At 60.4% G+C, this 23,627-nt stretch carries 36 protein-coding genes; 35 read left to right on the top strand and 1 reads right to left on the bottom strand.

Going from position 1 to position 23,627, the window contains the following annotated elements:
• Nucleotides 1-77 precede the first annotated feature (77 nt).
• The 15 genes from GEV39_RS21445 (at nt 78) to GEV39_RS21375 (ending at nt 8,193) form a co-directional block, all read left to right on the top strand.
• Nucleotides 78-356, top strand: coding sequence for a hypothetical protein (locus GEV39_RS21445; protein WP_110678101.1), 279 nt, complete (start codon nt 78-80; stop codon nt 354-356).
• Complete coding sequence (locus tag GEV39_RS21440; RefSeq protein WP_173891152.1) at nt 353-739, top strand: hypothetical protein; 387 nt, start codon at nt 353-355, stop codon at nt 737-739. The genes GEV39_RS21445 and GEV39_RS21440 overlap by 4 nt, the downstream gene beginning before the upstream one ends.
• On the top strand, nt 736-1,029 hold the full coding sequence (locus tag GEV39_RS21435; RefSeq protein WP_173891151.1) for a hypothetical protein: 294 nt from the start codon (nt 736-738) through the stop codon (nt 1,027-1,029). Before GEV39_RS21440 ends, GEV39_RS21435 begins: the two co-directional genes overlap by 4 nt.
• Nucleotides 1,026-1,790 (top strand): ORF6N domain-containing protein, encoded by a 765-nt coding sequence (locus GEV39_RS21430; RefSeq protein ID WP_173891150.1) that lies wholly within the window; start codon nt 1,026-1,028, stop codon nt 1,788-1,790. The genes GEV39_RS21435 and GEV39_RS21430 overlap by 4 nt, the downstream gene beginning before the upstream one ends.
• Nucleotides 1,787-2,098: a hypothetical protein gene (locus GEV39_RS21425; RefSeq protein ID WP_173891149.1), complete on the top strand. Its 312-nt coding sequence runs from the start codon at nt 1,787-1,789 to the stop codon at nt 2,096-2,098. The genes GEV39_RS21430 and GEV39_RS21425 overlap by 4 nt, the downstream gene beginning before the upstream one ends.
• Nucleotides 2,095-2,658: a hypothetical protein gene (locus tag GEV39_RS21420; RefSeq protein WP_173891148.1), complete on the top strand. Its 564-nt coding sequence runs from the start codon at nt 2,095-2,097 to the stop codon at nt 2,656-2,658. The genes GEV39_RS21425 and GEV39_RS21420 overlap by 4 nt, the downstream gene beginning before the upstream one ends.
• Nucleotides 2,655-2,885, top strand: coding sequence for a hypothetical protein (locus GEV39_RS21415; protein WP_173891147.1), 231 nt, complete (start codon nt 2,655-2,657; stop codon nt 2,883-2,885). The genes GEV39_RS21420 and GEV39_RS21415 overlap by 4 nt, the downstream gene beginning before the upstream one ends.
• A complete protein-coding gene (locus tag GEV39_RS21410; protein WP_218581698.1) occupies nt 2,882-3,346 on the top strand; it encodes an HNH endonuclease in 465 nt (154 codons plus the stop codon). Before GEV39_RS21415 ends, GEV39_RS21410 begins: the two co-directional genes overlap by 4 nt.
• The gene (locus GEV39_RS21405) at nt 3,343-4,125 is read left to right on the top strand and encodes an LvrA C-terminal domain-related protein (protein ID WP_173891146.1); all 783 of its coding nucleotides are present in this window, start codon (nt 3,343-3,345) and stop codon (nt 4,123-4,125) included. The genes GEV39_RS21410 and GEV39_RS21405 overlap by 4 nt, the downstream gene beginning before the upstream one ends.
• Nucleotides 4,122-4,895, top strand: a complete 774-nt coding sequence (locus GEV39_RS21400) for an ATP-binding protein (RefSeq protein ID WP_173891145.1) — start codon at nt 4,122-4,124, stop codon at nt 4,893-4,895. Before GEV39_RS21405 ends, GEV39_RS21400 begins: the two co-directional genes overlap by 4 nt.
• Complete coding sequence (locus GEV39_RS21395; RefSeq protein ID WP_173891144.1) at nt 4,892-6,301, top strand: replicative DNA helicase; 1,410 nt, start codon at nt 4,892-4,894, stop codon at nt 6,299-6,301. Before GEV39_RS21400 ends, GEV39_RS21395 begins: the two co-directional genes overlap by 4 nt.
• Nucleotides 6,288-6,788 carry a hypothetical protein gene (locus GEV39_RS21390; RefSeq protein WP_173891143.1) on the top strand — a complete coding sequence of 167 codons (501 nt, stop codon included), beginning with the start codon at nt 6,288-6,290 and terminating at the stop codon, nt 6,786-6,788. The genes GEV39_RS21395 and GEV39_RS21390 overlap by 14 nt, the downstream gene beginning before the upstream one ends.
• Nucleotides 6,785-7,072 (top strand): hypothetical protein, encoded by a 288-nt coding sequence (locus GEV39_RS21385; RefSeq protein WP_024717998.1) that lies wholly within the window; start codon nt 6,785-6,787, stop codon nt 7,070-7,072. Before GEV39_RS21390 ends, GEV39_RS21385 begins: the two co-directional genes overlap by 4 nt.
• Nucleotides 7,069-7,458, top strand: a complete 390-nt coding sequence (locus GEV39_RS21380) for an antiterminator Q family protein (RefSeq protein WP_024717999.1) — start codon at nt 7,069-7,071, stop codon at nt 7,456-7,458. Before GEV39_RS21385 ends, GEV39_RS21380 begins: the two co-directional genes overlap by 4 nt.
• A gap of 225 nt (nt 7,459-7,683) precedes the next feature.
• The gene (locus tag GEV39_RS21375; protein WP_016489223.1) at nt 7,684-8,193 is read left to right on the top strand and encodes an acyloxyacyl hydrolase; all 510 of its coding nucleotides are present in this window, start codon (nt 7,684-7,686) and stop codon (nt 8,191-8,193) included.
• 379 nt (nt 8,194-8,572) lie between these two features.
• On the opposite strand, the gene GEV39_RS21370 is transcribed toward GEV39_RS21375, so the two are convergent.
• On the bottom strand, nt 8,573-9,202 hold the full coding sequence (locus tag GEV39_RS21370) for a hypothetical protein (RefSeq protein ID WP_173891142.1): 630 nt from the start codon (nt 9,200-9,202) through the stop codon (nt 8,573-8,575).
• A 154-nt stretch (nt 9,203-9,356) separates the two neighbouring features.
• Between GEV39_RS21370 and GEV39_RS21365 the strand changes: the two genes are divergently transcribed.
• From GEV39_RS21365 to GEV39_RS21270, 20 genes are all read left to right on the top strand, one after another.
• Nucleotides 9,357-9,689 (top strand): phage holin, lambda family, encoded by a 333-nt coding sequence (locus GEV39_RS21365; RefSeq protein WP_173891141.1) that lies wholly within the window; start codon nt 9,357-9,359, stop codon nt 9,687-9,689.
• A gap of 50 nt (nt 9,690-9,739) precedes the next feature.
• Entirely contained in the window at nt 9,740-9,952 is a 213-nt protein-coding gene (locus GEV39_RS21360; RefSeq protein WP_173891140.1) for a hypothetical protein, read from the top strand.
• 64 nt (nt 9,953-10,016) lie between these two features.
• The gene (locus GEV39_RS21355) at nt 10,017-10,196 is read left to right on the top strand and encodes a YebO family protein (RefSeq protein WP_173891139.1); all 180 of its coding nucleotides are present in this window, start codon (nt 10,017-10,019) and stop codon (nt 10,194-10,196) included.
• A complete protein-coding gene (locus GEV39_RS21350) occupies nt 10,187-10,552 on the top strand; it encodes an HNH endonuclease (protein ID WP_173891138.1) in 366 nt (121 codons plus the stop codon). The genes GEV39_RS21355 and GEV39_RS21350 overlap by 10 nt, the downstream gene beginning before the upstream one ends.
• Before the next feature lie 7 nt (nt 10,553-10,559).
• A complete protein-coding gene (locus GEV39_RS26625; protein WP_173891137.1) occupies nt 10,560-11,078 on the top strand; it encodes an HNH endonuclease in 519 nt (172 codons plus the stop codon).
• Between the two features lie 76 nt (nt 11,079-11,154).
• Nucleotides 11,155-11,538, top strand: a complete 384-nt coding sequence (locus GEV39_RS21340; protein ID WP_029885668.1) for a terminase — start codon at nt 11,155-11,157, stop codon at nt 11,536-11,538.
• Complete coding sequence (locus GEV39_RS21335; protein WP_082437966.1) at nt 11,538-13,247, top strand: terminase large subunit; 1,710 nt, start codon at nt 11,538-11,540, stop codon at nt 13,245-13,247. Before GEV39_RS21340 ends, GEV39_RS21335 begins: the two co-directional genes overlap by 1 nt.
• An 11-nt stretch (nt 13,248-13,258) precedes the next feature.
• A complete protein-coding gene (locus tag GEV39_RS21330) occupies nt 13,259-13,423 on the top strand; it encodes a hypothetical protein (protein ID WP_019752321.1) in 165 nt (54 codons plus the stop codon).
• Nucleotides 13,416-14,750, top strand: a complete 1,335-nt coding sequence (locus GEV39_RS21325; protein WP_173891136.1) for a phage portal protein — start codon at nt 13,416-13,418, stop codon at nt 14,748-14,750. Before GEV39_RS21330 ends, GEV39_RS21325 begins: the two co-directional genes overlap by 8 nt.
• Entirely contained in the window at nt 14,747-15,448 is a 702-nt protein-coding gene (locus GEV39_RS21320; RefSeq protein WP_173891135.1) for an HK97 family phage prohead protease, read from the top strand. Before GEV39_RS21325 ends, GEV39_RS21320 begins: the two co-directional genes overlap by 4 nt.
• 9 nt (nt 15,449-15,457) lie before the next feature.
• The gene (locus GEV39_RS21315; RefSeq protein ID WP_173891134.1) at nt 15,458-16,714 is read left to right on the top strand and encodes a phage major capsid protein; all 1,257 of its coding nucleotides are present in this window, start codon (nt 15,458-15,460) and stop codon (nt 16,712-16,714) included.
• A gap of 41 nt (nt 16,715-16,755) precedes the next feature.
• Entirely contained in the window at nt 16,756-16,980 is a 225-nt protein-coding gene (locus GEV39_RS21310; protein ID WP_054881547.1) for a hypothetical protein, read from the top strand.
• Between the two features lie 3 nt (nt 16,981-16,983).
• Nucleotides 16,984-17,460, top strand: coding sequence for a head-tail connector protein (locus tag GEV39_RS21305; RefSeq protein ID WP_054913192.1), 477 nt, complete (start codon nt 16,984-16,986; stop codon nt 17,458-17,460).
• Complete coding sequence (locus GEV39_RS21300; RefSeq protein WP_173891741.1) at nt 17,460-17,801, top strand: phage head closure protein; 342 nt, start codon at nt 17,460-17,462, stop codon at nt 17,799-17,801. The genes GEV39_RS21305 and GEV39_RS21300 overlap by 1 nt, the downstream gene beginning before the upstream one ends.
• On the top strand, nt 17,794-18,279 hold the full coding sequence (locus GEV39_RS21295; RefSeq protein WP_173891133.1) for an HK97-gp10 family putative phage morphogenesis protein: 486 nt from the start codon (nt 17,794-17,796) through the stop codon (nt 18,277-18,279). The genes GEV39_RS21300 and GEV39_RS21295 overlap by 8 nt, the downstream gene beginning before the upstream one ends.
• Nucleotides 18,276-18,644: a DUF3168 domain-containing protein gene (locus GEV39_RS21290; RefSeq protein ID WP_173891132.1), complete on the top strand. Its 369-nt coding sequence runs from the start codon at nt 18,276-18,278 to the stop codon at nt 18,642-18,644. Before GEV39_RS21295 ends, GEV39_RS21290 begins: the two co-directional genes overlap by 4 nt.
• Before the next feature lie 65 nt (nt 18,645-18,709).
• Nucleotides 18,710-19,435 carry a phage tail tube protein gene (locus GEV39_RS26620; RefSeq protein ID WP_173891131.1) on the top strand — a complete coding sequence of 242 codons (726 nt, stop codon included), beginning with the start codon at nt 18,710-18,712 and terminating at the stop codon, nt 19,433-19,435.
• Between the two features lie 2 nt (nt 19,436-19,437).
• Nucleotides 19,438-19,773 carry a phage tail assembly chaperone family protein, TAC gene (locus GEV39_RS21280; protein WP_173891130.1) on the top strand — a complete coding sequence of 112 codons (336 nt, stop codon included), beginning with the start codon at nt 19,438-19,440 and terminating at the stop codon, nt 19,771-19,773.
• 41 nt (nt 19,774-19,814) lie between these two features.
• Complete coding sequence (locus GEV39_RS21275; protein WP_173891129.1) at nt 19,815-20,078, top strand: phage tail assembly protein T; 264 nt, start codon at nt 19,815-19,817, stop codon at nt 20,076-20,078.
• A gap of 552 nt (nt 20,079-20,630) precedes the next feature.
• Nucleotides 20,631-23,624 (top strand): phage tail tape measure protein, encoded by a 2,994-nt coding sequence (locus GEV39_RS21270; protein WP_173891128.1) that lies wholly within the window; start codon nt 20,631-20,633, stop codon nt 23,622-23,624.
• The last annotated feature ends 3 nt before the right edge of the window (nt 23,625-23,627 follow it).

The raw sequence follows: 23,627 nt of genomic DNA, 5'->3' as shown, positions 1-23,627 counted from the left end.
CGTAGGAAGCGGGTTTCTCACGCCACTCTGTAGGAGGAGTGGTTAGTTCGTAACGTCTTTGAATAGGAGACGGCGCTATGGCGCATCCAGAAAATAGCAAAACTCAAAACCCGGCGCAACAACCCAAACCACATTTGGTTGATCTGCGCCATCGCTTCCGCGCCGCCCAAGGCGCTTATGGCATTGCCCGCGTTCTGCTTGAGGACCAGGCTCAGCTTGGCGAAATGCTGTTGTCTCGCGACCGGGAGGATTTGCTCAGTGCTCTCGAGTTCTGCACTCAGGCGCTCTATGCCCATCACGAGTACGCCTATCTCGACGCACTCCCGCATGCCTCAGAGCAAGGCGGTGCCCAATGACAAACTCCGTCGATAAGGTCGAGCTCGACGTGATTTTCACGCACACGTACTACGTGGTGACGATCGCTAAGGAGCCAGGCGCGTCCCGCTTCTCCATGCCCATTATTCGCGACGAGGTCTCGGCGGAAGAGATTGCCGCCATGCTACGCCTGTCTTTCCCAGGCCAGGAGGTTAAGGTCATCTGGGTTGCTGCACATCCGCACGAAGACATCAATGAGTGCCGCATTGTCGCGGATCACATGGCGGATCTGGTCGGCTCCGTTCGTACCGCCGCAGATCCTGGCCATGAGCTGATGTCGCGCCTGGGTTTTTTCGGCAGGTACGAAGGAAGCGCGCCACAAAACCCTGCTGTTGCAAAACGTGGCGCGGGAGGTGCGGCATGATGAAGCAAACTGCTCTGGTGCTGGCGCCGGTGTCCGGTGAGATCGTCCACGACGTGACCCTCACCGCAGCGGATATCGCGCGTTTCAACGACGCGCGCGAATCATTCAAGTTGATCAAGGCCCTGTACTGGGCGCACGTCGTGCCTTCGCTGGGCGGCTTCGAAAATCCTGTCACGGGGGAACTTGAACGCCTACTTGAGCGTGTCGTTTTCGATACACGCAATTTCATGTGGCCGCATCGCAACGCAGCCGCCTTCCACGATGCAAAAGATGTGGGAGGTGATGCATGAACCTGGTCACCGTCCACAACACCCAGTTGCCCATCGTCGAATATCGCGGTCAGCGCGTGGTCACCTTGGCGATGATCGACCAGGTGCATGAGCGGCCCGATGGAACTGCTGGCCGCACCTTCACTGCCCACAAGGACCGACTCATTGAAGGGGCGGGTTATTTCTTCGCCGACACCAGCCAAAAAGATGTATTGCGTTGTTTTGGAATTGAGGTGCCCAACCGCGGGCTGATCCTGATGGCCGAGCAAGGCTATCTGATGTTGGTCAAGCCTTTCACCGACGATTTGTCGTGGTCCGTCCAGCGCCAACTGGTCAGCAACTACTTCAGGCCGGCGCCAGCGCTGCCCACCGACTACATCACGGCCCTGGAGCACCTGCTGGCTTCTAAGCGCTCAGAGCAGCTGGCGCTCGAGCAGCGTGACCATGCCATCGCCACCAAGGCCGAGATCGGCAACCGGCGCGAAGCCACGGCCATGGCCACGGCTTCCGCAGCGGTGCGCAAGGTCAAGCACCTGGAAAACGAGCTGGGCCGAGGCTGTCAGCACGCGACCGTGACGGCGGTGGAGAAGGCCGCCCACCGGAGTTTCGGCAGCCAGGGTTTCCGCCCGCTCAAGAACTGGTGCGACAGCCACGGAGTGTCCGCCCCGAAAGTCCAAGACCCTCGATTCGGCTGGGTTCGCTCCTGGCCTGCTGCCGCCTGGACGGCTGTTTACCAAATTGACCTGGCCGAACTGTTCGGCGCCGCAGGAGACCACGAATGAAAGCCAAGCCTACCCATGCGCAACTCATGACCTTGATCGCCGAGGCGGCTGTTGAGTTCCAGCAGGCCGAGATTCTGCGCAACTCCCTGAAGCGCGAGCTGAGCGCGATGTATGCGACCTACTTCAGGGCTCACGGTCGCCCAGGCAATGGCGAGCGCACCCGTTTCGACTTCGAAGACCCGGCGTATCGCGGTGTGGTCCAGTTCACCGAGGGGGCGTACAGCCGCTGGTTTGACCAGCGTGCTCTCACAACGAAGCTCAAGCGCAAGCTGCGCAACCTGGTTGAGCGCCTGGAGCGTGCCCAATGAGCAAGGTGATCAACAAGGCCTACTTCGAGAGCTTCTCCAATGCGGCTCTGATGTTGCTGTCCTTCGAGGCCGTCATGGACGCAATCGAGGTGGTCAGCGATGGCGCCAAGATCCGCGAGTTTGACGAAACCTATGTCGGCCTGGTCGGCGCCAGCTTGGCGTTGAGCGTGCTGTTCGAGCGACAGACCGGCAGTGATGCTTCGGTCGTCTCGGGAGAGCACCTCGAGCAGGAGCGTCGGCATCTGCTGCAGGGTGGTGAGCCGCCAACCTTCAGCATTCCGATCGTCAACACTCTGCGCGAGCCACTGCGGCCCGAGGTTTTCGACCATCTGACCACTCTGCAGCTCGCCAGCGCGTCGTTCAACTATGCCGACAAGGTGTTCGAGACGATCAGCAACCACTCGCCCCAGGCGCTTGAAATGGCCGAGGCGCGGGTTTCTTCGCTGGATGCGGTGACAGCGCTGCGTTCGCTCGTTCTGCGCCTTTCTGGTGGCTCGCTGACTGACCTTGCCCAGCACGTTGCCAAGATCACCGGCGCTGGTTCGGAGACTCTCCAATGACCAGACCGTCTACCCCCCCCCAGGCGCTCCAGCAGCTCGCTGGCGCGTCGATCATCACCGGCCCCTGGCCTACCTACAGCCAGTTCAAGGGCTTTCCAGAGCGCGAGCGCTGGACGATCTACGAACTGGCCAAGGCTGGTCGACGCGCCATGGAAGACAACGGCTTCGAGATGACCGAGAGCTACGACGCCTTTGTGCGCCGCATCACAGAGGAGCTTGACCTGTGAGCATCGATCAACTCCTGCGGAAACCCGTTTACTTTGGTGAAGTCGACGGCGTGATCTACGAGGACCGTGACCGGTACTTCGAAGCGATCGCCGCGAAAGAAACAGAAGCTATCGACAACTTCTGCGCCTACATGGATGAAAACCGCGACCTGCTGATGTACGTCGCCCGCCAGGGCGATGGTGAGGGTGGTCGTCTGGTGCAAATCCTCAAACAAGCGCTGTTCGGGGCTCGCGAGGGCCAGAAGACCGCCTACCGGAAGAAGAAAGTTCCGGATCGCCTGCGCACAGCAGTGATGGAGCGCGATATGTACCGGTGCGTCCGATGTGGCTCGCACCGTGAGCTGTGTGCCGATCACATCTTCCCCGAAGTGCTGGGAGGTGAGGCGACCATTGAAAATCTCCAAACCCTCTGTCGGCCTTGTAATACCAGCAAGGGCGGGCGAGTCGAGGTATCTGTATGAGCATCATTCGTGCGCCTCGCCCCGAGGCGAACTTCTACATGCTGAACAAGGCCATCAGCGAGGATGCCCGGCTTAGCTGGGCGGCCCGTGGGTTGTTGGTGTTCCTGCTGGGTAAGCCTGACCACTGGGAGATCTCGGTTGCGCACCTGCGCGGCGAGACCTCCAGCTCCGCTAAGCCCACCGGTCGAGACGGGGTCTACGGCCTTCTCCAGGAACTGATCAACGCCGGGTACGTTGCCCGTCGCCAGGATCGTTCTGAAGCCGGCGTGCTGGGCGAAATCAACTACATCGTCTCAGAAACACCGCTTCCGGATTCACCGTATCCGGCAACACCGTATCCGGCTCAGCCGTATCCGGCAAATCCGACACTAGTAAGTATTGAAGGTAAGCAAGTACTGAAAAAACCAGCAAGGACTGAAAAACCCTCGTGCAACTCGGGAGAGTCGGTAGTTGAGTTTGAGCGGTTCTGGAAACTCTACCCGCGAAAGGTCGGGAAGGACAAAGCCGAGAAGGCCTGGGCAAAGCTCAAGGTGGATACAGCCCTGTTCAACCGCATGGGCACCGCCCTGGCTGCTTGGAGCAAGTCGCCTGACTGGACCAAGGATGGCGGCCAGTTCATTCCTCACGCGGCCACCTGGCTGAACGGCAAGCGCTGGGAAGACGAGCTACCGACTGCTGGCGCCAGCCATCAGTCGCACCACACCGACCTCGACAAGATTGACCACACCGAAGGGTTTGTTCGCCAGCCTGACGGGACTTACCGGGTAGCACGACCATGACCACTCCACGAACTCTTGAATTCAAGCCTGGCCAGTGCCGCGAGCACGGCGATTTCACTGATGAGCTGATCGAGTCATTTTCGGGCGACCACTTCTGGCAAGGGTGCACGCGCTGCCAATTCGACGCACTGCACTCGGCTGACGAGACGATCCGCAAGCCGGCGCAAGCTTTGCGGCGCGACTGGGCGATGAATGTCAGCCTGATGGCCGCTGAAATCCCGCTGCGCTTTCGCAGTGCAACTCTGGAAACCTACCGCGCCGAAACCGAAGGGCAGGCCGTGGCGCTGAACGAGTGCAGCGACTACGTGAATGGCTTCGAGCGCAACTGGGAGCTGGGTCGCTCGATGTTGCTGCTGGGCAGCGTGGGCACCGGGAAGACTCACCTGAGCTGCGCCATTGCCCAGCAGGTGATCCGCAGCTACGGAGCATCTGCGCGCTACACCATGGCCATCGAGATCATCCGCGATATCAAGATGACCTTCGACAAGAAGTCCGAGCAGACCGAGCGCGACGTGTACGCCTCCCTGTTGAAGCCGGATCTGCTGGTGATCGACGAGGTAGGCGTTCAGCATGGCAGCGACTTCGAGCGCCAGGTGCTGTTCGAGGTGATCGACTCGCGGTACCGGCAGCTGATGCCGACCATCGTGGTATCCAACCTGGGCCTGGCCGGCCTGCGCAAATGCCTGGGTGACCGTGCTGTCGACCGACTGACCGATGCTGGCGGGCCAGCTGTCCTGTTCACCTGGGCCTCGGCGCGAGGTGAAGCATGAGCGAACTGGTAATGGGATACCCCGAGGCCGAGCACGGAGTGCTGGGGGCGATCATGCTGGCGTCTCTCGATGGCAACGCCGCGCTTGTGGATGACATCGTGAGCCAGATGACCAGTGCCGATTTCCTCTACGACGACCACGCGGCCCTGTTCGATGTGATCCGTGAATGCTTGGATCGCGGCTTGCCGGTCGACGCGGTAACGGTCGGGGACGTGCAGCGAACTTTGCCGAGCGGGCAGGGCACCCTTGCATTCGCCGTGGACCTCTGCCGCAACGTGCCCTCGGTGGCCAACGCGATGGCCTACGCAAAGCAGGTCAAGCAGTGGGCGGTGATCCGTCAGGTGGTCGACCTTGGTCATTCTGCGAAGGCTGCTGTTGCAAGCGGCCTGGTGCCGGACGAGATCATCGCCCAGGCCCAGCAGTCCATCGCTGACTTGCGCGACCTGCAGGGTTCCGAAAAGGCCGGGTACAAGCGCATGGCCGAGGTGCTGCCCAAGGTCTTCGACGGCATGCAGGAAGTGCTGGACGATCGAGCACCGCCGAAGCTGTCCACCGGCTTGGCTGACTTGGACAAGCTGATCGGCTTCCTGCGCCCCAAGAGCATGGTGGTGATCGCCGGGCGCCCTGGCAGTGGCAAGACCATGCTGGGCCTACAGATCGTCAATCATGTGGCCATCCGTGGCGCTGGCGTGGGGTTGATCTTCAGTTTGGAGATGGACGAGAAGGAGTTGACCATCCGTACCATCGCCTCGCAGGGCGCCGTCGATCTGCGCCGCATGGAGGAGGTCAAGAGCCTGGATGAGGACGAGTGGCAGCGCATCGGCACGGCTGGCAGCAAGATCGAGGCTGCCCAGTTGTACCTGAACGACACCCCAGGCATGACGATGAGCGCCATCCGGTCGGATGCACGCAAGCTCCAGCGCGAGAAGGGCCTCGACATCATGATGATCGACTACCTGGGGCTGGTGGGCACCGAAGGCAGGAGTCAGAACCGCGCCGATGCTGTGGCAAAAGTCTCCATCGCCCTGAAGAACCTGGCCAAGGAGTTGAGCGTGCCGGTGCTGGTGCTGGCGCAGCTCAACCGAAACCCGGCGAGCCGCCCCGGCAAGAAGCCCCAGGCCAGCGACCTGCGTGACTCTGGCCAGATCGAACAGGACGCCGATGCGGTGATCCTTGTGCACCACGACCCGGAGTCGGAGGCGGGTGAGCAGGGCGTCACTGAGCTGATCCTCGACAAGGGGCGCCAGGCTCCGCAGGGATCGTGCCTGGTCCAGCGCCAAGGGCAGTACGCCCGCTTCGTCAACTTTGCCGGTAACCGCCTCCCGCCTGACGATGAGGTCGAGATGGGGCGCGTTCTGAATTTCTCCAAGCACCGTAAGGGGAGCAAGCACCATGAAACTTTCTGATCTGTGGCCACGCGCTGGCTCTGGCAAATCTGCAACCCCGGTCGTGTCGGTGAGAGTGACGAAGCGTGTCGGCACCGAGCAGCCTGTTGCCACTGGCAATACCCCAGTGCCCAGCACCACCCCCCGCGCCCCGACCGAGCTACCGGCCACCCTTGCTGAGTGCGAAGAGCTGGAAGAAATCCTGTGCCGTGACGCCATCCGCCTGGAGTGCCAGATCGGCCAGGCCAAGGGCAGGGCAGTTGCCGAGGGCAAATATTCCAACCCTGACTGGTACCACCGCGCCAAAGCAGCGCTGAAGCACATCAATCGCGACCGCCAGCGCCTGATGCAGCACATGAAGGCGCTGCGGGTCGAGGCCAGGCGCAATTGCCCGGCTTGGCAGGCCCGCGACAAGGCCATCCTCCGCGAGCTGAACGCCCGGGTGCCGAAGGAGGTGTTCGACGAGTGCGTGCGGGTGGTGGACGAAGAACTGGAGATGATGCGATGAGCAACGTCACTGCGGCGTTGCCGCGCAAGAGCCTGACTGCCGTGGAGTGCAAGTTCCTCAAGGTTGGCAACCGCATGCTGCTGGAGCAGAACAATGGCCGGATCGCTTCGGCCGCGCTGATGGACATCGTGGCCGACTGGCACGCTGCGCGCGCCAACGTGGGGTTCGAGCAGTTCGCCAAGGGCTGGATCACCGAAGGCAACGCCAGGAACAAACACGCTGACAAGCTGCTGCGCGAACTGTTCGGCCTGGACACTGACCCAACGCCCCGGAGGGCTGCATGAAGAAACGAACCTACGTGGACAAGGCGCTGGGTGATACCGAGTACATGCTCGAGCAGTGGGGCTGGTGGCGAATGAGTGAGATGGGGGTGCCACGATACGTGTCGCCACTCTATGCGCTCATGCGCGACAACGTACCCAGCGAGGGTGGTGCTCGGCAGTATGTCATCACAGACGACCTGGCGCTGATCATCGACGGCGCCGTGGCCAGGCTGACGAAGCGCAACCAGCAGATGGGTGATTTCGTATGGGCTTACTACGGTTCGAAGCACCCGGCCATGCGGGTTGGCCGGGAGGCGGGAATGTCAGAGCGCAAGGCGCGGGAGATCATCAAGGCGGGCGTTGCATGGATCGACTGCGCCCTCGAAGAAATTCGAGAAGCTGCGTAAAAAGATCTATGCGGGCGGATAAACACCTGTTTTCATAGCAGCGTGTCCAGCTTGCAACGTTACGCGACACAGACAAACCCCGGCCATCGTGTCGGGGTTTTGTGTTTTTGAGGGGCTTCGATTCAGGTAGCCCTCCAGAAAAAGCATTTTTCTTGTATGAGGGAACGATTTGATAGCGCTATGATTCTGATAGGTTGCTACTCAATAATATGGAAGACCGTGAGTATGAAAAACGTTCTCGCCGTTGTGGCGCTTTCCCTTTTCGCTGCGTCCGCCGGAGCGGCTGAGCTATCCGGAGCGCTTGGCGCGACAGGCCAAGGTGGTCTAACAGCGCGCGTCGGCATTGGCTTTAACTGGGACAAAAGCTGGTTTGAATCCAGTACTGGCCGTCTCACCGGTTACTGGGATGCTGGGTATACCTATTGGGAAGCAGGAGATGCTTCCGGTGGCGCTCACTCGCTGTCCTTTGCGCCAGTTTTCGTTTACGAGTTCGGCAGCGGTAACGTGAAGCCATTCGTTGAGGCTGGCATCGGCCTGGCGGTCTTCTCTGGTACGTCCGCAGGTGACCAGGACTTTGGTTCGGCCTTCAACTTCGAAGACCGCATCGGTGCGGGCTTGAAGATCGGCGAGACGCAGAAGGTTGGCATCCGAGCGATTCACTACTCCAACGCTGGCATTAAGCAGCCCAACGACGGTATCGAGTCGTACTCGCTGTTCTACAGCCACCAGATTTAAAAAAGCACGATCCCTCTTTGCCCGCCCTGTGCGGGCTTTTTTATGCGGATGACACGCTCAGGCAGCTGGGCTAAGTCGGTAGTGGCGTCGATCAAAGCCGTGCGCTCCCTGATCGGCTACGCGATGAGAGTCTGGGGTATGTGACCCAGCGATCCAGGCCACCAAGCCGGGTATGCACCGGCCCTCCGCACCCATTCCAAGCCTCGGCACATGCCGGGGCTTTTTCGTTAAATGGAGCCAGTCATGGATAGCGTCGAGACGGCAGATGCTCAGATTTCTGCCCAGGCCCTCCAAATTCCGTCGAGGATCATCAGCGGAACTCGGGTTGCCCTGTACCCAGGCAGTTCGCTGGCTTTCGGATCTGACGGGATCAATCTGGCTAGCCTTGAAAATAATCTCGCAGAAGCTGAGCTCGCAAATCATGAAGAGAGTCGTAAGTCTGAACCATTTGGTCGTTCGCCTCCCTGAATGTTCGATTGGGGCGCTTGTCTGGAACCCAGCCACCATCGACTGACCACTTCCAGTAAAGTTTTTTTGCCTCATCACGGAGGCTTACATTTGCTCGGTTGTTCAAGCGGTATTGAGTCAGAGCCTGGTCCACTCGCGGGTCGTCACTCAACAAGACATGCTTGTTCTCGATCAATACCGGCCAATTGAGGTCAATTTTGATTGGTGCGCAGATCGAAAAAGTTGTAAAGCCCTTTGGGTCGACCGTCCCAGGTGCTGGTTCGTTGAGGTCTACGAGCTCTCCGCTAGGAGAGCGCCAGATAGCATGATGGGTCGCTTCAATATAGAGAGTTGGCACTCGTGTGATCTGCCATCCTTGAACCATCGACCCTCCATACACTTTACAAAAGTTCACAACATCCCAGTAACATAATCCATGTGTGAAGTTAAGGCTCCTGCGTACCTGAATGAGTGGGGAGCTTTGCAGCATTTGCAGCAGCTCAGTCTCTCCAAGTGAGCCGATTGGAAAGTCTTCAACTGGAAGGATAACTGGATCGCTCATTTCGATTTCCCTTCGATGTGTGATGTCAGTGAGCCTCTATAGCAAGCTCTAGGAATCAAGTCCACACGCTCTCGGGGCAAGCACTCCTGAACCCTCACGGTCGCCATAGTAGCGGCCTTTTCTTTTTCTGCTTCCCGCAAGGGAGGAACCCCGGATGTCCAACATGCCAGACAAACCAGACACTTGGGCGATTGCTCTTGCGTGGTTGAGCCAGCATTCGCCCCTGCTGTATGCGGCCGGCCTGTCCTGCGCCATGGCCGTACTGCGCATAACCTACGGCGGCGGCACTCGCCGGCAGATGCTGGTGGAGGGCGCCATCTGCGGCGGCCTGACCCTGACGATGATCAGCGGCCTGGAGTTCTTCGGCCTGCCGCAGAGCATGTCCACCTTCGTTGGTGGATGGGTTGGCTTCCTTGGCGTAGAGAAGGTGCGCGAACTCGCCAACCGTGTCACCGACTTCAAGCTGCCCACCCGCAAGGCGGAGTGATCCGCGCCACAACATCGACATGCGCCGTTTCGTGGCGCGAGGAACAGAGCATGAGTAGCCAGAAGCTTGCGACGAGCAACGAGCTCGGGACATTGATCTGCCAGACGCTAGGTCTGGATGCTTCCGAAGTGACTGCGATGACAGTTCGCATCGAGGCGGGAGAGCCGGCCTTGATCGAGGTGACACGCAGCCTCTACCTCGATGAGGCCAAAGAGATCGCTGGGCAGTTGACTCGGTACGAGTTGATTCCAGCGCAGGACTGAATGATGGCCTGCAGCGGGTGCGCCGCCCGGCGCGAATGGATCAACAAGTGGACAAAGGTGGCGTATGAGCGAGCCCGTGATCTCGTTACTGGAGCAGATGCTGGAAGAGCAGAAGAAGCAGACAAGCCTGCTCGAGCAGATCGCAAGCCAGAACCTGGCACTGATCGAAGCCCTGGCGGATGAGGGCGGTGTCGATCCTGATGCGCCGCCGCAGAACTACCTGAGTGGCGCGCCATGCCGTTGAGACCTCAGCGGCCATGTCGGGCTAAGGGCTGTCGTGCTCTACACCGCAATGCCAATGGCTACTGCGACGGCCATGCTGACTTGGCTGCCGAGCAGGCCAAGGCTTGGGCGACACGTAAGGGGTCAGGCCGTGGTGGTCGCCCTTGGCGGCGCAAGCGTGAGCAAATCCTCAAGCGAGATCAGTACCTGTGCCGCTGTGACGACTGCGCCCAGCTTGGCCGCATCCGCGAAGCGCATGAGGTTGACCACATCGTAGCCCTGGCCCACGGCGGTACCGACGATGACGACAATCTTCGGGCGATCAACCGTGATTGCCACAAGATCAAGACGCAGAAAGAATCCCGAAAACATCGATAGATAGACCATGCGACCTATACCCAACCTCAGCGGCTACTACGCAACTGAGGACGGGGAAGTTGCGTCTGTGCGATCTGGGGCGGTCAGGGTGCTGAAGAGCCAGGTGTACGATGGTTACCATCGCGTCACATTGACGGTGCGAGTCAATGGCAAGAAGGAGCGCCATCGCTTCGAAGTGCACCGACTCGTGCTTATGGCGTATGCAGGCTTGCCGCAGACTGCTGGCCTTGAAGCGCGCCACTTGAACGGTGTGAGCGAGGACAACCGTCCGGTTAACTTGGCGTGGGGTACCAGGCGACAGAACCTAGAGGACGCCATCAAGCATGGTACTCGCGGACCAGGAATGAAGGCTCTGCATCGACGACTTACTGACCAGCAGGTGGTTGAGATAAGGCAGAGGAGAGCTGCAGGCGATTCGCCGCAGGCTTTGGCCGAGGAGTACGGTGTACACCGCGAATACATCCCCAAGATCGTCAGCGGCAAGGCTTGGAGCTGCATACCGATCAAGGTGGGGGTAGGGGCCTAGTGAAAGTTCACACCTTTTCGCTCGGACACCGCGCCCTCAGCTTTTTTTCCACTTCCGCAAAATTCAGGTTTTCAAAATGGCCCGACCGCGCAAGCCGACCAACGTGCTTGAGCTGACCGGTGCGTTCAAGAAAGACCCCCAGCGTCACCGTGAGGATGCCGAACCGGTGGGTGAGCTGACCGCACCGCCGGCTCACATCAACGGAGCAGTGCTCCACGCCTGGAAGGAGATTGCGAAGTACGCCCCGCGGGACGTGCTGACCAACTCCGACCGACTCAGCCTGGAGCTGGCCGCCAACCTACTGGCCCAGTTCCGCAACGACCCACTCGATTTCCCTGCCGCCAAGCTAGTGCGCCTGGAGGCCATGCTCGGCAAGTTCGGCATGACGCCGGCTGACCGGTCCAAGGTGGGCGGGGGTAAAAAAGACGCGCCGAAGGGCAATGCATTCGCGGAGCTGTGATGGCCAAGGTGAAATTTCCGCTGATGAAGGCGGCCGAAAAGTACGCCAAGGATGTCGTCGCCGGGAAGATCCTCGTCTGCAAATGGATCCAGCTGCTGGCCCAGCGTCACCTCGACGACCTGGCTGCCTCAAAGCGCAAGGACTTTCCGTACAAATTCGATCCCGCCAAGGCGGAGAAAGTCGCCAAGTTCCTGCAGCTTCTGCCGCACACCAAGGGTAAATGGGGCGGAAAGAAGCAGCTAATCAAGCTGGAGCCCTGGCAACTTTTCTCGGTTTGCGTGCCGTTCGGCTGGGTCCGCAAGAAGGATGGCACTCGGCGTTACCGGACTATTCTGGTGTTCGTACCCAGGAAGAACGGCAAATCGATCATCGGCGGCGGCGTGGGTCTGTACATGTTCGTCGCCGACGGAGAGTTCGGCGCCGAGGTCTACTCTGGAGCGACCACGGAGAAGCAAGCCTGGGAGGTGTTCAGGCCGGCCAAGCTGATGGTCGAGCGTACCGACGACTTGCGAGAGCACTACGGCGTCGACGTGAACGCTTCCAACATGGTCGTTTTGGCCGATGGGTCGCGATTCGAACCGGTCATCGGGAAGCCTGGCGACGGCTCTTCACCGTCCTGCTCGGTGGTCGACGAGTACCACGAACATCAAGATTCGACGCTCTACGACACCATGGAAACCGGCATGGGCGCCCGCGAGCAGCCAATAATGCTAGTCATCACCACTGCGGGGTCCAGCATCGGCGGGCCTTGCCACCAGCTGATTCGCGACTCCGAGCGGATGCTGGAAGGAGTCATTGAACGTCCGGATCTCTGGCCCGCGCTCTACACCATTGACCATGGCGATGACTGGACCAGCGAGATCGCGCTGCGCAAGGCGAATCCGAACTTCGGCATTTCGGTCGGGGAGGACTTTCTGCTGGCCCGCCAGCGTGACGCGATGCAGTCGGCAACCAAGCAGGCCACCTTCCGCACCAAGCACCTGAATGAGTGGGTAGGCGCCAAGAATGCCTGGCTCAACATGCTGCGCTGGAAAGAGGCCCCGGCCAGAAAGAGCCTTGCAGAACTGGAGGGCCGTCCCTGCTACGGCAGTCTCGACTTGGCGAGCAAAATCGACATTGCTGCGAACCTGCTGATCTTCCCGCCCAATGGCGACGATCCGTTCTGGCATATCCACGCCAGGTACTACTTGCCAGAAGCGCGGGTGCTGGAGGAGCTGGACAGCAACACCGCGCGGTACCGCGAGTTCGATGCTCTCGGCCTGCTGACCCTGACCGACGGAGAGGTCACCGACTTTGAAGTCATCAAAGAGGACATGCGCGAGTTTGCCGGTCGCTTCGACATCCGGGCCTACGCCTACGACCCGTGGCAGGCCACCCAGCTTGCCCAGGAGATGGACGCCGAAGGATTGCCGATGGTTGAGCTGCGTCAGACGGTGCAGAACCTGAGTGAGCCCATGAAAGAGGTTGAAGCCCTGGTGTTGCAGCGAAAGCTGGCCCACGGTGACTGCCCGGTGCTGACTTGGATGGCCTCGAACGTGGTGGCGAAGCTGGACGTGAAGGACAACATCTACCCCAACAAGGAGCGCCCGGAGAACAAGATCGACGGCATGGTGAGCCTGATCACCGGCTGCGCCGTGGCCATCAAGCTCGGTATCGATGACTCCGGCCACTTCGATGACTTTCTTGCCAGCCCGATCGTGGTTGGCTAACTGGACTACCTATGAAAACTGGCCTGATCATCTTTCTGGTGCTTGCCGCCGGCGGCTTGCTGCTGGGCGTCGCTGGTGTATACGTGCTGGCCGGCTTGGGTTACGCGCTGTTGGCCGCTGCCGGTTCGCTACTGATCGCCGCGGGCTTCATTCGCAAGGGGTTGATCGGTGGCTAAATCATTCACGCAGATCCTCGGCCAGGCCCTGGTGAAGTCGGCCGAGCCGGGAGTGGCATCGAGCCTGGCGGGATGGGCGGGCCGCAAGATCGGCCTAACCGACTCCGCCTTCTGGAACACCTTCTACGGTACCGACTCGGCCTCAGGGAAGGTGGTCAGCCAGCAGACGGCGCTCCAGCTCTCGACTGTTTGGGCATGCGTGCGCTTGATCGCTGAAACCATCGCCACGCTGCCGATCGCCTTGTACGAGGACAGGAACGGTGCGCCGGTGGTGGCCAGCTCTCACCCGGTCAACTTCGTCATCAGCCAGCAGCCCAACGCCGACCAAACCCCTGTGGAGTTCTGGGAGAACGTCATGGCCAGCCTGCTGCTGCAGGGGAATGCATTCTGTGAGCCCCACGAGAGCGGCCGCACCTTGACGAGTCTGGAGTTCCTTCTGCCGCAGAACATGTCGCCCCCGCGGCGCTTGGCGGACGGCTCCATTGAGTACCGCTACACCGACAACTTCGGCAAGCCTCACACGTTGACCGAGGATCAGATGGTGCACGTCCGAGCCTTCGGCGTTGACCCGCTTTGCGGCCTTTCGCCTCTGGCATACGGGCGACAGGTGCTGGGCTCGGCCATGGCGGCTGATGAGTCGGCGGCCAAGATGTTCGCCAACGGCATGAAGCTGGGCGGCGTCCTGTCCACGGACCAGATCCTCAAGCCGGAACAGCGGAAGGACATCCGCGAGGACATGATCAAGCAGTTCTCAGGCGCGACGAACCACGGCAAGACGATGGTTCTCGAGGCGGGCATGAAGTACCAGCAGGTATCCATGACGCCTGAGGATGCCCAGATGCTGCAGACCAGGGCGTTCAACGTCGAGGAGATTTGCCGCTGGTTCCGCGTGCCGCCCTGGATGGTCGGACACACGCAGAACTCCACCAGCTGGGGTACTGGCATGGAGCAGCAGATGATCGGCTTCCTGTCCTTCACTCTGCTGCCCTGGATCAAACGCATCGAGATGTGCGCCAACCGGCGCCTGCTGCGCCCAGATGAGCGCCGGCGCTTCTACGTGAAGTTCAACCCGGAGGGGCTATTGCGCATGGACAGCGCGGCGCGGGCGGCCTTCTACAGCTCGATGACGCAGAACGGGATCTACACCCGAGACGACTGCCGGCGCAAAGAGAACCTGCCGCCAGAAGGTGGGAACGCGGCAAAGCTCACCGTGCAATCCAACATGCTGCCGATCGACAAGCTGGGCGAAGACCCCGGCGGCGCCAACCAGGCCAAGGCGGCGCTGCTCGACTGGCTCAACGACCAGCCAAGAGGTAATACCCAATGAGACACAAGGATCGACTGGCGGCGGTCAAGTACCGCTCCTTCGACTATGACGTGAAGGCTGTCGGCGACGACGGCCTTTTCTCTGGCTACGGCTCGGTGTTCGGCGTGGTCGACAGCTACAACGAGGTGGTCGCGCCTGGCGCCTTCCTTGAGTCCATTGAGGAAGCCAAGGCCAAGTCGCGAACCTTCCCGGTCCTTTGGCAGCACCGAACCGGCGAGCCCATCGGCAGCTGGGACATCAGCAGCCTCAAGGAAGATGATCGGGGGCTGTTCGGTGCCGGCGAGCTCTGGCTGGAAGACGCGCCCTATGCCCGTATCGCGTATCGCGGCATGCAGACCCGCTCCATCACCGGCCTGTCGATCGGCTACTACGTGCGCGAGTCTAGCTTCGATGAGAAGACCCGCATTCGCACGCTGACCAAGCTCGACCTGATCGAGATTTCCATCGTGACCGTGCCGGCCAATGACGAGGCCCGCACCGACACGATCAAGTCGAAGTTGGCCCACGGCGGCCTGCCTTCGATGCCCGAATTTGAGTTGCTCCTGCGCGAGGCAGGCTTCTCGAAGACTCAGTCTGCGGTGATTGCCAACCGTGGCCTGCAGCACCTGCTCCGGAGCGAGTCCGAGGGCGACCTGGCAGCAATTGAAATCGCTGAGGCGCTCAAGTCGCGCCCGGCTCTTTCCCTCCCTTCGTTTTGAGGAATCACCATGCATAACGCCATGAGCAACCAGGCTCGCTCCGAACATCGCCAGTTCCAGCGCAAAGAGCACGCCGACGACAAGATCCAGCTGAAGGCGGTCAACGACCTGCTCGACGAGCGCGATCAGGAGATCAAAGCTTTTGCCACCAAAGCGGCTGCCGAGATCAAAGAGCACGGCACCATCCTGACCGAAACCAAGACCATCCTCGATGGGCTGGTGAAGGATGGCCTGGGCCTGCAGGATCGCCTGCAGGAGATTGAGCAGAAGATGGCTCGCCGCTTCTCCGCCAATGACCCGGTCGACTTCAAGTCTGCGGGCGAGGAACTGACCGAGTGTGACGACTTCAAGTCGCTGCAAACTCGAGGTCGCGGCATTGTCCGAGTCGGCCGTAAGGCCGTTACCAACATCACTAGCTCTACCACTGGTACCGGCGGCGTCGGCGCGGCAATCCAGCCGACCCGCGTTCCTGGCATCGTGGTTGGCCCGGAGCGCGAGTTCACGATTCGCGACCTGATCATGCCGGGTCGTACCGGCTCGAACGCAGTTGAGTTCGTGCAGGAGACCGGTTTCCAGAACATGGCAGCGTCTCAGGCGGGCGAGGGTGCCGCCAAGGCTCAGTCCGACCTCTCGTTCGGCCTGAAGACCACCAACGTGGTCACCATTGCCCACTGGTTCCGCGCTTCCAAACAGGTGCTGTCAGACATCCCGCTTCTGCAGAGCTACATCAACGGCCGCGCGATCTACGGCCTGAAGTACAAGGAAGAGGAGCAACTGCTGGCCGGCGACGGCACCGGGCAGAACCTGCTGGGTTTGATCCCGCAGGCCACCGCCTTCAACGAAGCGCTGCGCAAAACCGGCGACACCAAGATCGACACCCTGCGCCGCGCAATTCTGCAGGTGCGCGTGGCCGAGTACCGTGCTTCGGCCATTGCGCTGAACCCTGTGGACTGGGCAGACATCGAGCTGACCAAGGACGCCAACGGCTCCTACATCTGGGTGAACGTCCAAGAAGGCGGCGTCCAGCGTCTGTGGAAGCTGCCGGTGGTGGATAGCAACGCGGTGCCAGAGGGGGAGTTCCTGGTCGGCGCGATGAACATCGCGGCCCAGGTATTCGACCGCGAGGATGCGGCTGTCGAGGTATCCACCGAAGACGGTGACAACTTCCGCACCAACATGGTCACCATCCGCGCCGAGGAGCGCCTGGCGCTGGCGGTGTATCGCCCCGAGTCGTTCGTGCACGGCGAATTCGAAGCCACTCCGTAACCACCTCAGGAGCGCGCCCGGGAAACCGGGCGTGACCGCACATGCCAGACGTCAAAGTCAAAACCATCAAGGGCTTCAACAACGGTGGCGCTTACGTCAAGCGCAACCAAGAAATCACCGTGGACGAGCTGCGTGCTCGTGACTTGCTGCGCAACGGCTTGATCGAGGAGTACGACGTGAAGAAAGCTGCGGAGCCCGAGAACAAGAAGGGTCAGGAGCCGGCCAACAAGGGCGGTAAGAGTGTTACCACCAAGGCCAAGGAGTGATCCATGTCTGTGATCGCCATCGATCTGGCCATGCACCACCTGCTGGCCGAGCCAGAAGACCAAGTTCTGGTCCAGGCGCAGCTCGATGCGGCGGAGGAGGCCGCGATGCAGTTCCTCAACCGCCGCTTCTACCTGGATCAGGTGGCGCTCGACGAAGCCCGTGCTGGCGTGTCTGCCGCCCTACAGCAAGCCAAGGAGGCGAACACCGAGGCGGTGGCTGCCGCTGAGGCAGAGCAGGACCACACGCTACGCTGCCGCATGCTCGACCATGCCCGCCAGGTGCTGGCCGATGCGTATGACCAGGCCGATGCCATCGCCTACGGGATGGTGCTCAACCCTTCCATTCAGGCGGCCTGCCTGCTCAAGCTTGGCCACCTGTTCGCCAACCGTGAAGACGTGGTGACCGGGACTACAGCTGTTGAGCTGCCGCTGGCATCCCGGCACCTGCTGATGCCGTACCGCATCCGGATGGGTGTGTGATGCAGGCCGGCAGACTGCGGCATCGCATCGACATTCAGGAGCAGAGGCCGGTGCGTGACCAGGCGACCCTGGAGTTCGGGGAGCCGGAATGGGTCACTCGCTGGGCGAAGTGTCCGGCAAGTGTCGAAGACCTATCGGCCAAGGACTTCATAGCGGCTCAGGCCGGCCAGGCCCAGGCCACGGGCCGCATGGTTATCCGGTACCGGGCTGGGGTAGTTCCGACCATGCGCATCCTGTACCGGGGCGAGGTCTACAGCATCGTTGGTCCGCCTTTGGCTGACGCGAAATCCGGACTCGACTATCTGACCATCCTGGTGGAGAAGGGGGTGAAGGATGGCTGAAACCGTCCAGTTCAGCCTTATAGGGCTGGACAGCCTGCTGGGCAAACTGGCTACCGTGAACGAGGACGTCAAGCGCAAGGGCGGTCGGTCTGCCCTGCGCAAGGCCGCGCAGGTGATCGCGGCCAAGGCCAAAGAAGGCGCCGAGCGGATCGATGACAAGGGCACCGGGCGCTCGATCTCTGACAACATTGCCTTGCGCTGGAACGGCCGGCTGTTTCGCGCTTCCGGCGACCTCGGTTTCCGAATCGGCGTTCTCCATGGCGCCGTTCTTCAGGACGGCGGAGATCTCAGCCCGAATTCGCCGACCCCGCACTGGCGTCTGATCGAGTTCGGCACCGAGAAAATGGCAGCGGTGCCGTTCATGCGGCCGGCACTGGCCGACAACATCAGCGATGTCACGAACACGTTCATCTCCGAATACGAGAAGGCTATTGACCGCGCAATCCGGCGCGCTGCGAAGAAGGCTGCAACCCCATGACACCACCCATTGAACTCGTTTGCGCGGGTGACTCCGGCGTCACGGCGCTGATCGGTGCTGGCGTGAACTTGCGCCTGTATCCGTTTGGCGAGGCTCCGGAGGGCGTGGCCAAGCCGTATGCCGTATGGCAGCTGGTACGCGGAAGCCCGGAGAACTACTTGGCAGGACGCCCTGATATCGATGGTTTCACGCTGCAGGTCGACGTGTACGGCACCACCAGTACCTCTGTGCGCAAAGTGCGTGACGCAATCCGCGATGCAATCGAATTGCGGGCGTACGTCACCCGATGGGGTGGCGAGACCCGCGACCCTGCAACGAAGAACTTCCGAACCAACTTCGACGTGGACTGGATTATCCCCCGCTGACCCCGCCGTAAAGAACCCTGCCCGCCTTGAGCGGGTTTTTTTATGCCCAACATTTGGAGAAAGCTATGTCGATCCTCACCAAAGGAACCCAGATTTATGCTCTGGTGCCATCGCAGTCTGGCGGGGCGCCATTCACAGTCATGGAGGTCGAGTGCGCTACCAGCTTCGAACCAGGCGGCTCCCCGGCCGAGCAGATCGAAGATACCTGCCTTTCTGCCCAGGAGCGCAGCTACAAGAAAGGCTTGCGCACTCCAGGCCAAGCTTCGCTTGGTCTCAACGCCGACCCGAACAACCCCAGCCACATTCGTCTGCACCAACTGTCCGAGGCTGACGGTGATAACAATATCCGTTGGGCGGTAGGCTGGTCGGATGGTACGGCGGTACCCACGGCTATCGCGGCTGGCAGCTTGGAGCGGGTGGCCGTGACCGATGGCGGAAGCGGCTATACCAGTGCGCCGACCGTCAACATCACCGGTGGGGGTGGTACCGGAGCTGCGGCTACTGCCGTGGTAGATGGCGGGGAAGTCGTGGCGGTCAATATCACCAATCCTGGCGCAGGCTATACCGGCACTCCGGTCATCGCGTTTAGCGGTGGTGCCGGCACCGGCGCGATTGCTGTTGGTGAGGTTAGCGACGAGCCAGATTTCGCTCTGCCTCCTTCGCGCACCTGGTTCACATTCTCCGGGTATGTTGCCGACTTCCCATTCAACTTCGCGCTGAACGCCGTTGTGGCGTCGACCGTCGCGATCCAACGCTCGGGCGGCTCCGCCTGGATTCGTAAGGTGGCCTGACCATGGAACTGAACATCTCCAACCTGGAAAAATCCAAGGCCTTCACCGCCCGCCCGGTGGCCAAAGAGATCGACTGGAATGGTAACAAGTTCACCTGTTACGTCCGGCCGCTGTCCTACCAAACCGCCATTGGCGATATCGCCGCCCACCGTGGCGCCGATCCGCTTGCCTGCCGTATCGCTTCCAGCATCTGTGATGCCGAGGGCAAGTCGGTATTCACGGTCAATGACATCACGGGTGAGGCTGATCCGCAGAAGGGGGCGCTCGATCCGGACCTGACCAACCTGCTGCTGATTGCCATCGGTGAGGTGCAGAACGGGCCTGCTGCGGGAAAGTAGAGGCGCTGGAGCCGATCGATGAGCTGTGGTGCGAGCTGGTGATGAATGGGATAGGCGGCCGCACCATCGCCGAAGCGCAAGAAAACATGACCTATCCCGAGTTCTTGGTCTGGGTGAAGTTCCGACACAAGCGCGGGTCGCTTCACCCGGGCATGCGCATAGAGATGACCCTGGCCCAGTTCCAGGCGACCTACTTCAACAGCAAGACCAGCGAATCAGCACCGAAACTGTACCCGCAGGACTTCGCCCCGCACATGGACCCGCGGGTTGAGACGCTGGAGGAGGCCATGGAAAGCTGGTTGTGATTTGGGTGGAACTGCATGCAGTGGTAGTTTTGCAGGTTTCTATAGGAGCGAGGCCAATGAAGACATTGAAGTGCAGGAAGTGCTCTGCAATCTACCCTGCATCAGACAAGAACTGTCCAAGTTGCAATGCGTCATCGCGATCCTTACCGCTCTCTTGGATAGCTGGCGCATTAGTGGCGGTGGCCGCCGGTGTTTATTTTGTGTCTGCCCAGGATAGACAGCCACCAGCCTCTGCTGGGCCTAGAGACTCGGAGGTGCTGACCCTAGCATTCTCGTCTGTTCGCGCGAACATGAAAGATCCTGGCAGCGCAAAATTTGGTCAGGTTAAAAGGTATTCGGTCGGTGATGGTCGTAATGTCGCCTGCGGCTCAGTGAATGCCAAAAACTCATTCGGTGCTTATGCTGGCGAAAAGAGATTCGTATTCACGTACGAATCAGGCATCGTGATGATCGATGATGGATCATCTGTCTTTTCCACCGCATGGAGCACGCTGTGTAGATAGTCCATAACACGAACCCGCCACGGCGGGTTTTTTATTGCCTGGAGAATTTATGGCGGGCTCACTTGGCACCTTGACCCTCGATTTGATTGCCCGGATTGGTGGATTCACCGGGCCTATCGACCAGGCTGGCCGTGCGGCCAAGAAGTCCTCGAAGGAAATCACAGAGGCGGCCAATCAAGCAAAGGTCGCCTGGAGCGCCCTGGGCGAGGTTGCCGCAGGCGTGGTTGCCGGCCTATCCGTCGCTAGTATCTTTGGACGTTTCGTTACTGAAACACGAAACGCAGAGCAAGAGCAGTCTCAGCTCAGTGCAGTTCTACGGTCGACAGGAGAGTCGGCCGGATTTAATCGAGACCAGCTGAATGAAATGGCTGCTGCCATGGAGCGTGCCACGACCTTTTCGGGTGGTGACATCAACCAAGCGCAAACCGCATTGCTTGCCTTCACTGGGGTGGTTGGTAATCAGTTCAATAGGGCTCTGCAGTCTGCAGCCGATATGGCAGCGCGAACCGGCGTGACGGTAACGTCTGCTGCAGAAACGATCGGCAGGGCGCTGGATGTGCCATCCAAAGGCCTCACCGCGCTGAGCAAGCAGGGTTTTCGCTTCACGGAAGACCAGAAGAAAATGGCTATTGCCATGGAGTCGACCGGTAACATTGCAGGTGCTCAAGGCATCATCCTGGCTGCGCTTGAGGAGTCCTACTCGGGAGCTGCTGCAGCAGCCAGGGATACTTTCGGTGGTTCTCTGGACGCCCTGCAGAACACTATTTCCGGGCTGCTCACGGGCGAGGGGAGCCTCAATAGCGCGAAGGACGCTGTTAATGCGCTGAACGATGTTCTTTCATCACCTGGGGCAAAGGACGCGATCGACCTTACTGCTAAGGCCGCTGTAGTTTTGGCTGGGGTGCTAACTGTTCGGCTGGCTGCGGCTGCAGCGAGCACCGCCGTTTCATTCCTCGCCGCCCAAGTGGAGGCAGCTCGCTATCAGGCAACGCTAGCCAGAATGGCCGGGGTTTCTGCCACTGCTGCTGCTGGCATCACTGCGGTGAGTCTTGCTGCTCGGGCGGCATCTGCAGCGATGGCGCTTCTTGGCGGGCCTGCAGGAATCATCATTGCCGCCGGAGCCGCGCTGACCTACTTCGCAACCAAGACGAAGGAGGCCAAGCAGTCACTGGTAGATATCGGCACGCCACTTGACGAAATTGCCGAGAAGTTCAGAAATCTTGGGCGTGACCAGAAGGCAGCACAGCTTGCTCAATACACGGCTGATTTCGAGAAGGCCACCCAGGACCAGGCAGACGCCTACAGCACGCTGATGAAGCGGGTGAATCGTGACCTGGGCAGTTCGCTGTTCCCCAGGATCAAGAAAGAGTTCGATGAGGCCTATGCTTCTGGGCAGCCATTGTCCCTGGTTATCGAGGATCTATCGCGGCGGTTCCGGCTCAAGCCGGAGGCCCTGCAGGCTTGGGTGGCTCAGTCTGGCGCAGTTGCTGAGGCCGGCGAGAAGGCGTCCTATGCTGCCAGCCTGGTCAAGCGCCTCACCGATGAGTTCAATGCCAACACTGCCGCGGCAGCCACGAACGCAAACACGGTCCCCGAAAAGTCCAAGGTCTACACCGACTTGGCCAAGAAGATCGACGAGCAGATCGCTGTCGCCGGGAAGCGAACAGAGGCCGATAAGCTTGCGGCAAGGATCAGCGGTGGCTTCGTTGAGGGCTTGAAAGAGGGCGAGGGTGAACTGCTCGTAGCCAAGCAGAAGAACCTGGACGCAATCGAAAAGGCTGCAGCAGCCACGAAGAAGGCCGAGGAAGACGCCCAGTCTCGTGCGAAGTCAGCAGCTGAGGCGCTGAAGAAGCGCGGGGTCGACGCCGAGGAAAGCTACCGCCGGCAGATCGCCCTGATCGACGAGACCACCGGCAAGCAGGGCAAGGCTACCGAGGTGGCCAAGCTCGCCTTCGAACTGGAGACCGGCAAGCTCAAGGGCGTCAGCGTCGAGCGCCGGAAGGTACTCGAAGGGCTGGCTGCCGAACTCGACGCCAAGGTCAAGTTGCAAAAGCAGAACCAGGAAGACCTGAAGCTGGCCACCTACGCGGCCAATCTGAAAGACAGCAACACAGTCGTGCGTCAGGGTTTTGAACTTGAAATCGCTGGCGCAGGACAGAGCGATAAGCTTCGCGATCGCTTGCGTGAAAACCTGGCTATTGAGCAGGATTTTGTCAGGCAGCGAAACGAGCTCTACAAGCAATACAAGGAAGCTGAGCTGCTCGGCGACCCTGATGCCAAGTCGCGGTACGACAAGGAAACCGCGCTGCTCGACGATGCGCTCACTGAGCGCATGGCAATTCAGCAGGATTATTACGCCAAGCAGGACGAAGCCCAGCTGAAGTGGTTGGATGGTGTTTCTTCAGCCTGGGGTAATTATCTCGACCAGTCCAGGGACATATCGGGCCAAACGAAAACCCTGTTCACCGACGCATTCTCCGGGATGAACGACGCGCTTTACGGTTTTGTGACCACCGGGAAGCTGTCACTTGGTGACCTCGCCACGACATTCGCTCAGTCCGCTTTGCGGATGCTGATTCAGTGGGGTACGGCTCAGGTGACCATGGCGGCGTTGAACGCTTTTACCTCGACTGCCGCGATTCCAATCGTCGGCCCCTTGGCTGCGCCTGCCGCCGCCGCTTCGGCGCTGGGGACGGCTGGCAGCTTTATGTCCACGATCAGCTCCGTGGCCGGCATGGCGCATGACGGCATTGATGCTATTCCCGAGACAGGCACTTGGCTGCTGCAAAAGGGCGAGCGCGTAACGACTGCGCAGACCAGCGCGAAGTTGGACAGGACCCTCGACGATGTTCGGTCGCGGCGCGGTGGTGGTGGCACCGTGGTCAACATCATCGGTGATCGAAACAAGGCCGGCGCTGTTGAGCGCAGAACCACGCCAGACGGCCAGGAGCACACTGATGTGTTTGTGGCGGATGTCTGGGGAGGGGGCGAGCGGGCACAGGCTCTTGAGCAAATCTACGGACTCACCAGGCGAGGTAGTTGACTG

Source organism: Pseudomonas sp. NY5710, from assembly GCF_013305665.1.
Lineage (GTDB): Bacteria > Pseudomonadota > Gammaproteobacteria > Pseudomonadales > Pseudomonadaceae > Aquipseudomonas > Aquipseudomonas juntendi.
The sequence above is the reverse complement of the archived record's forward strand: the minus strand, read 5'-3'. Positions and strand labels throughout refer to the sequence as shown.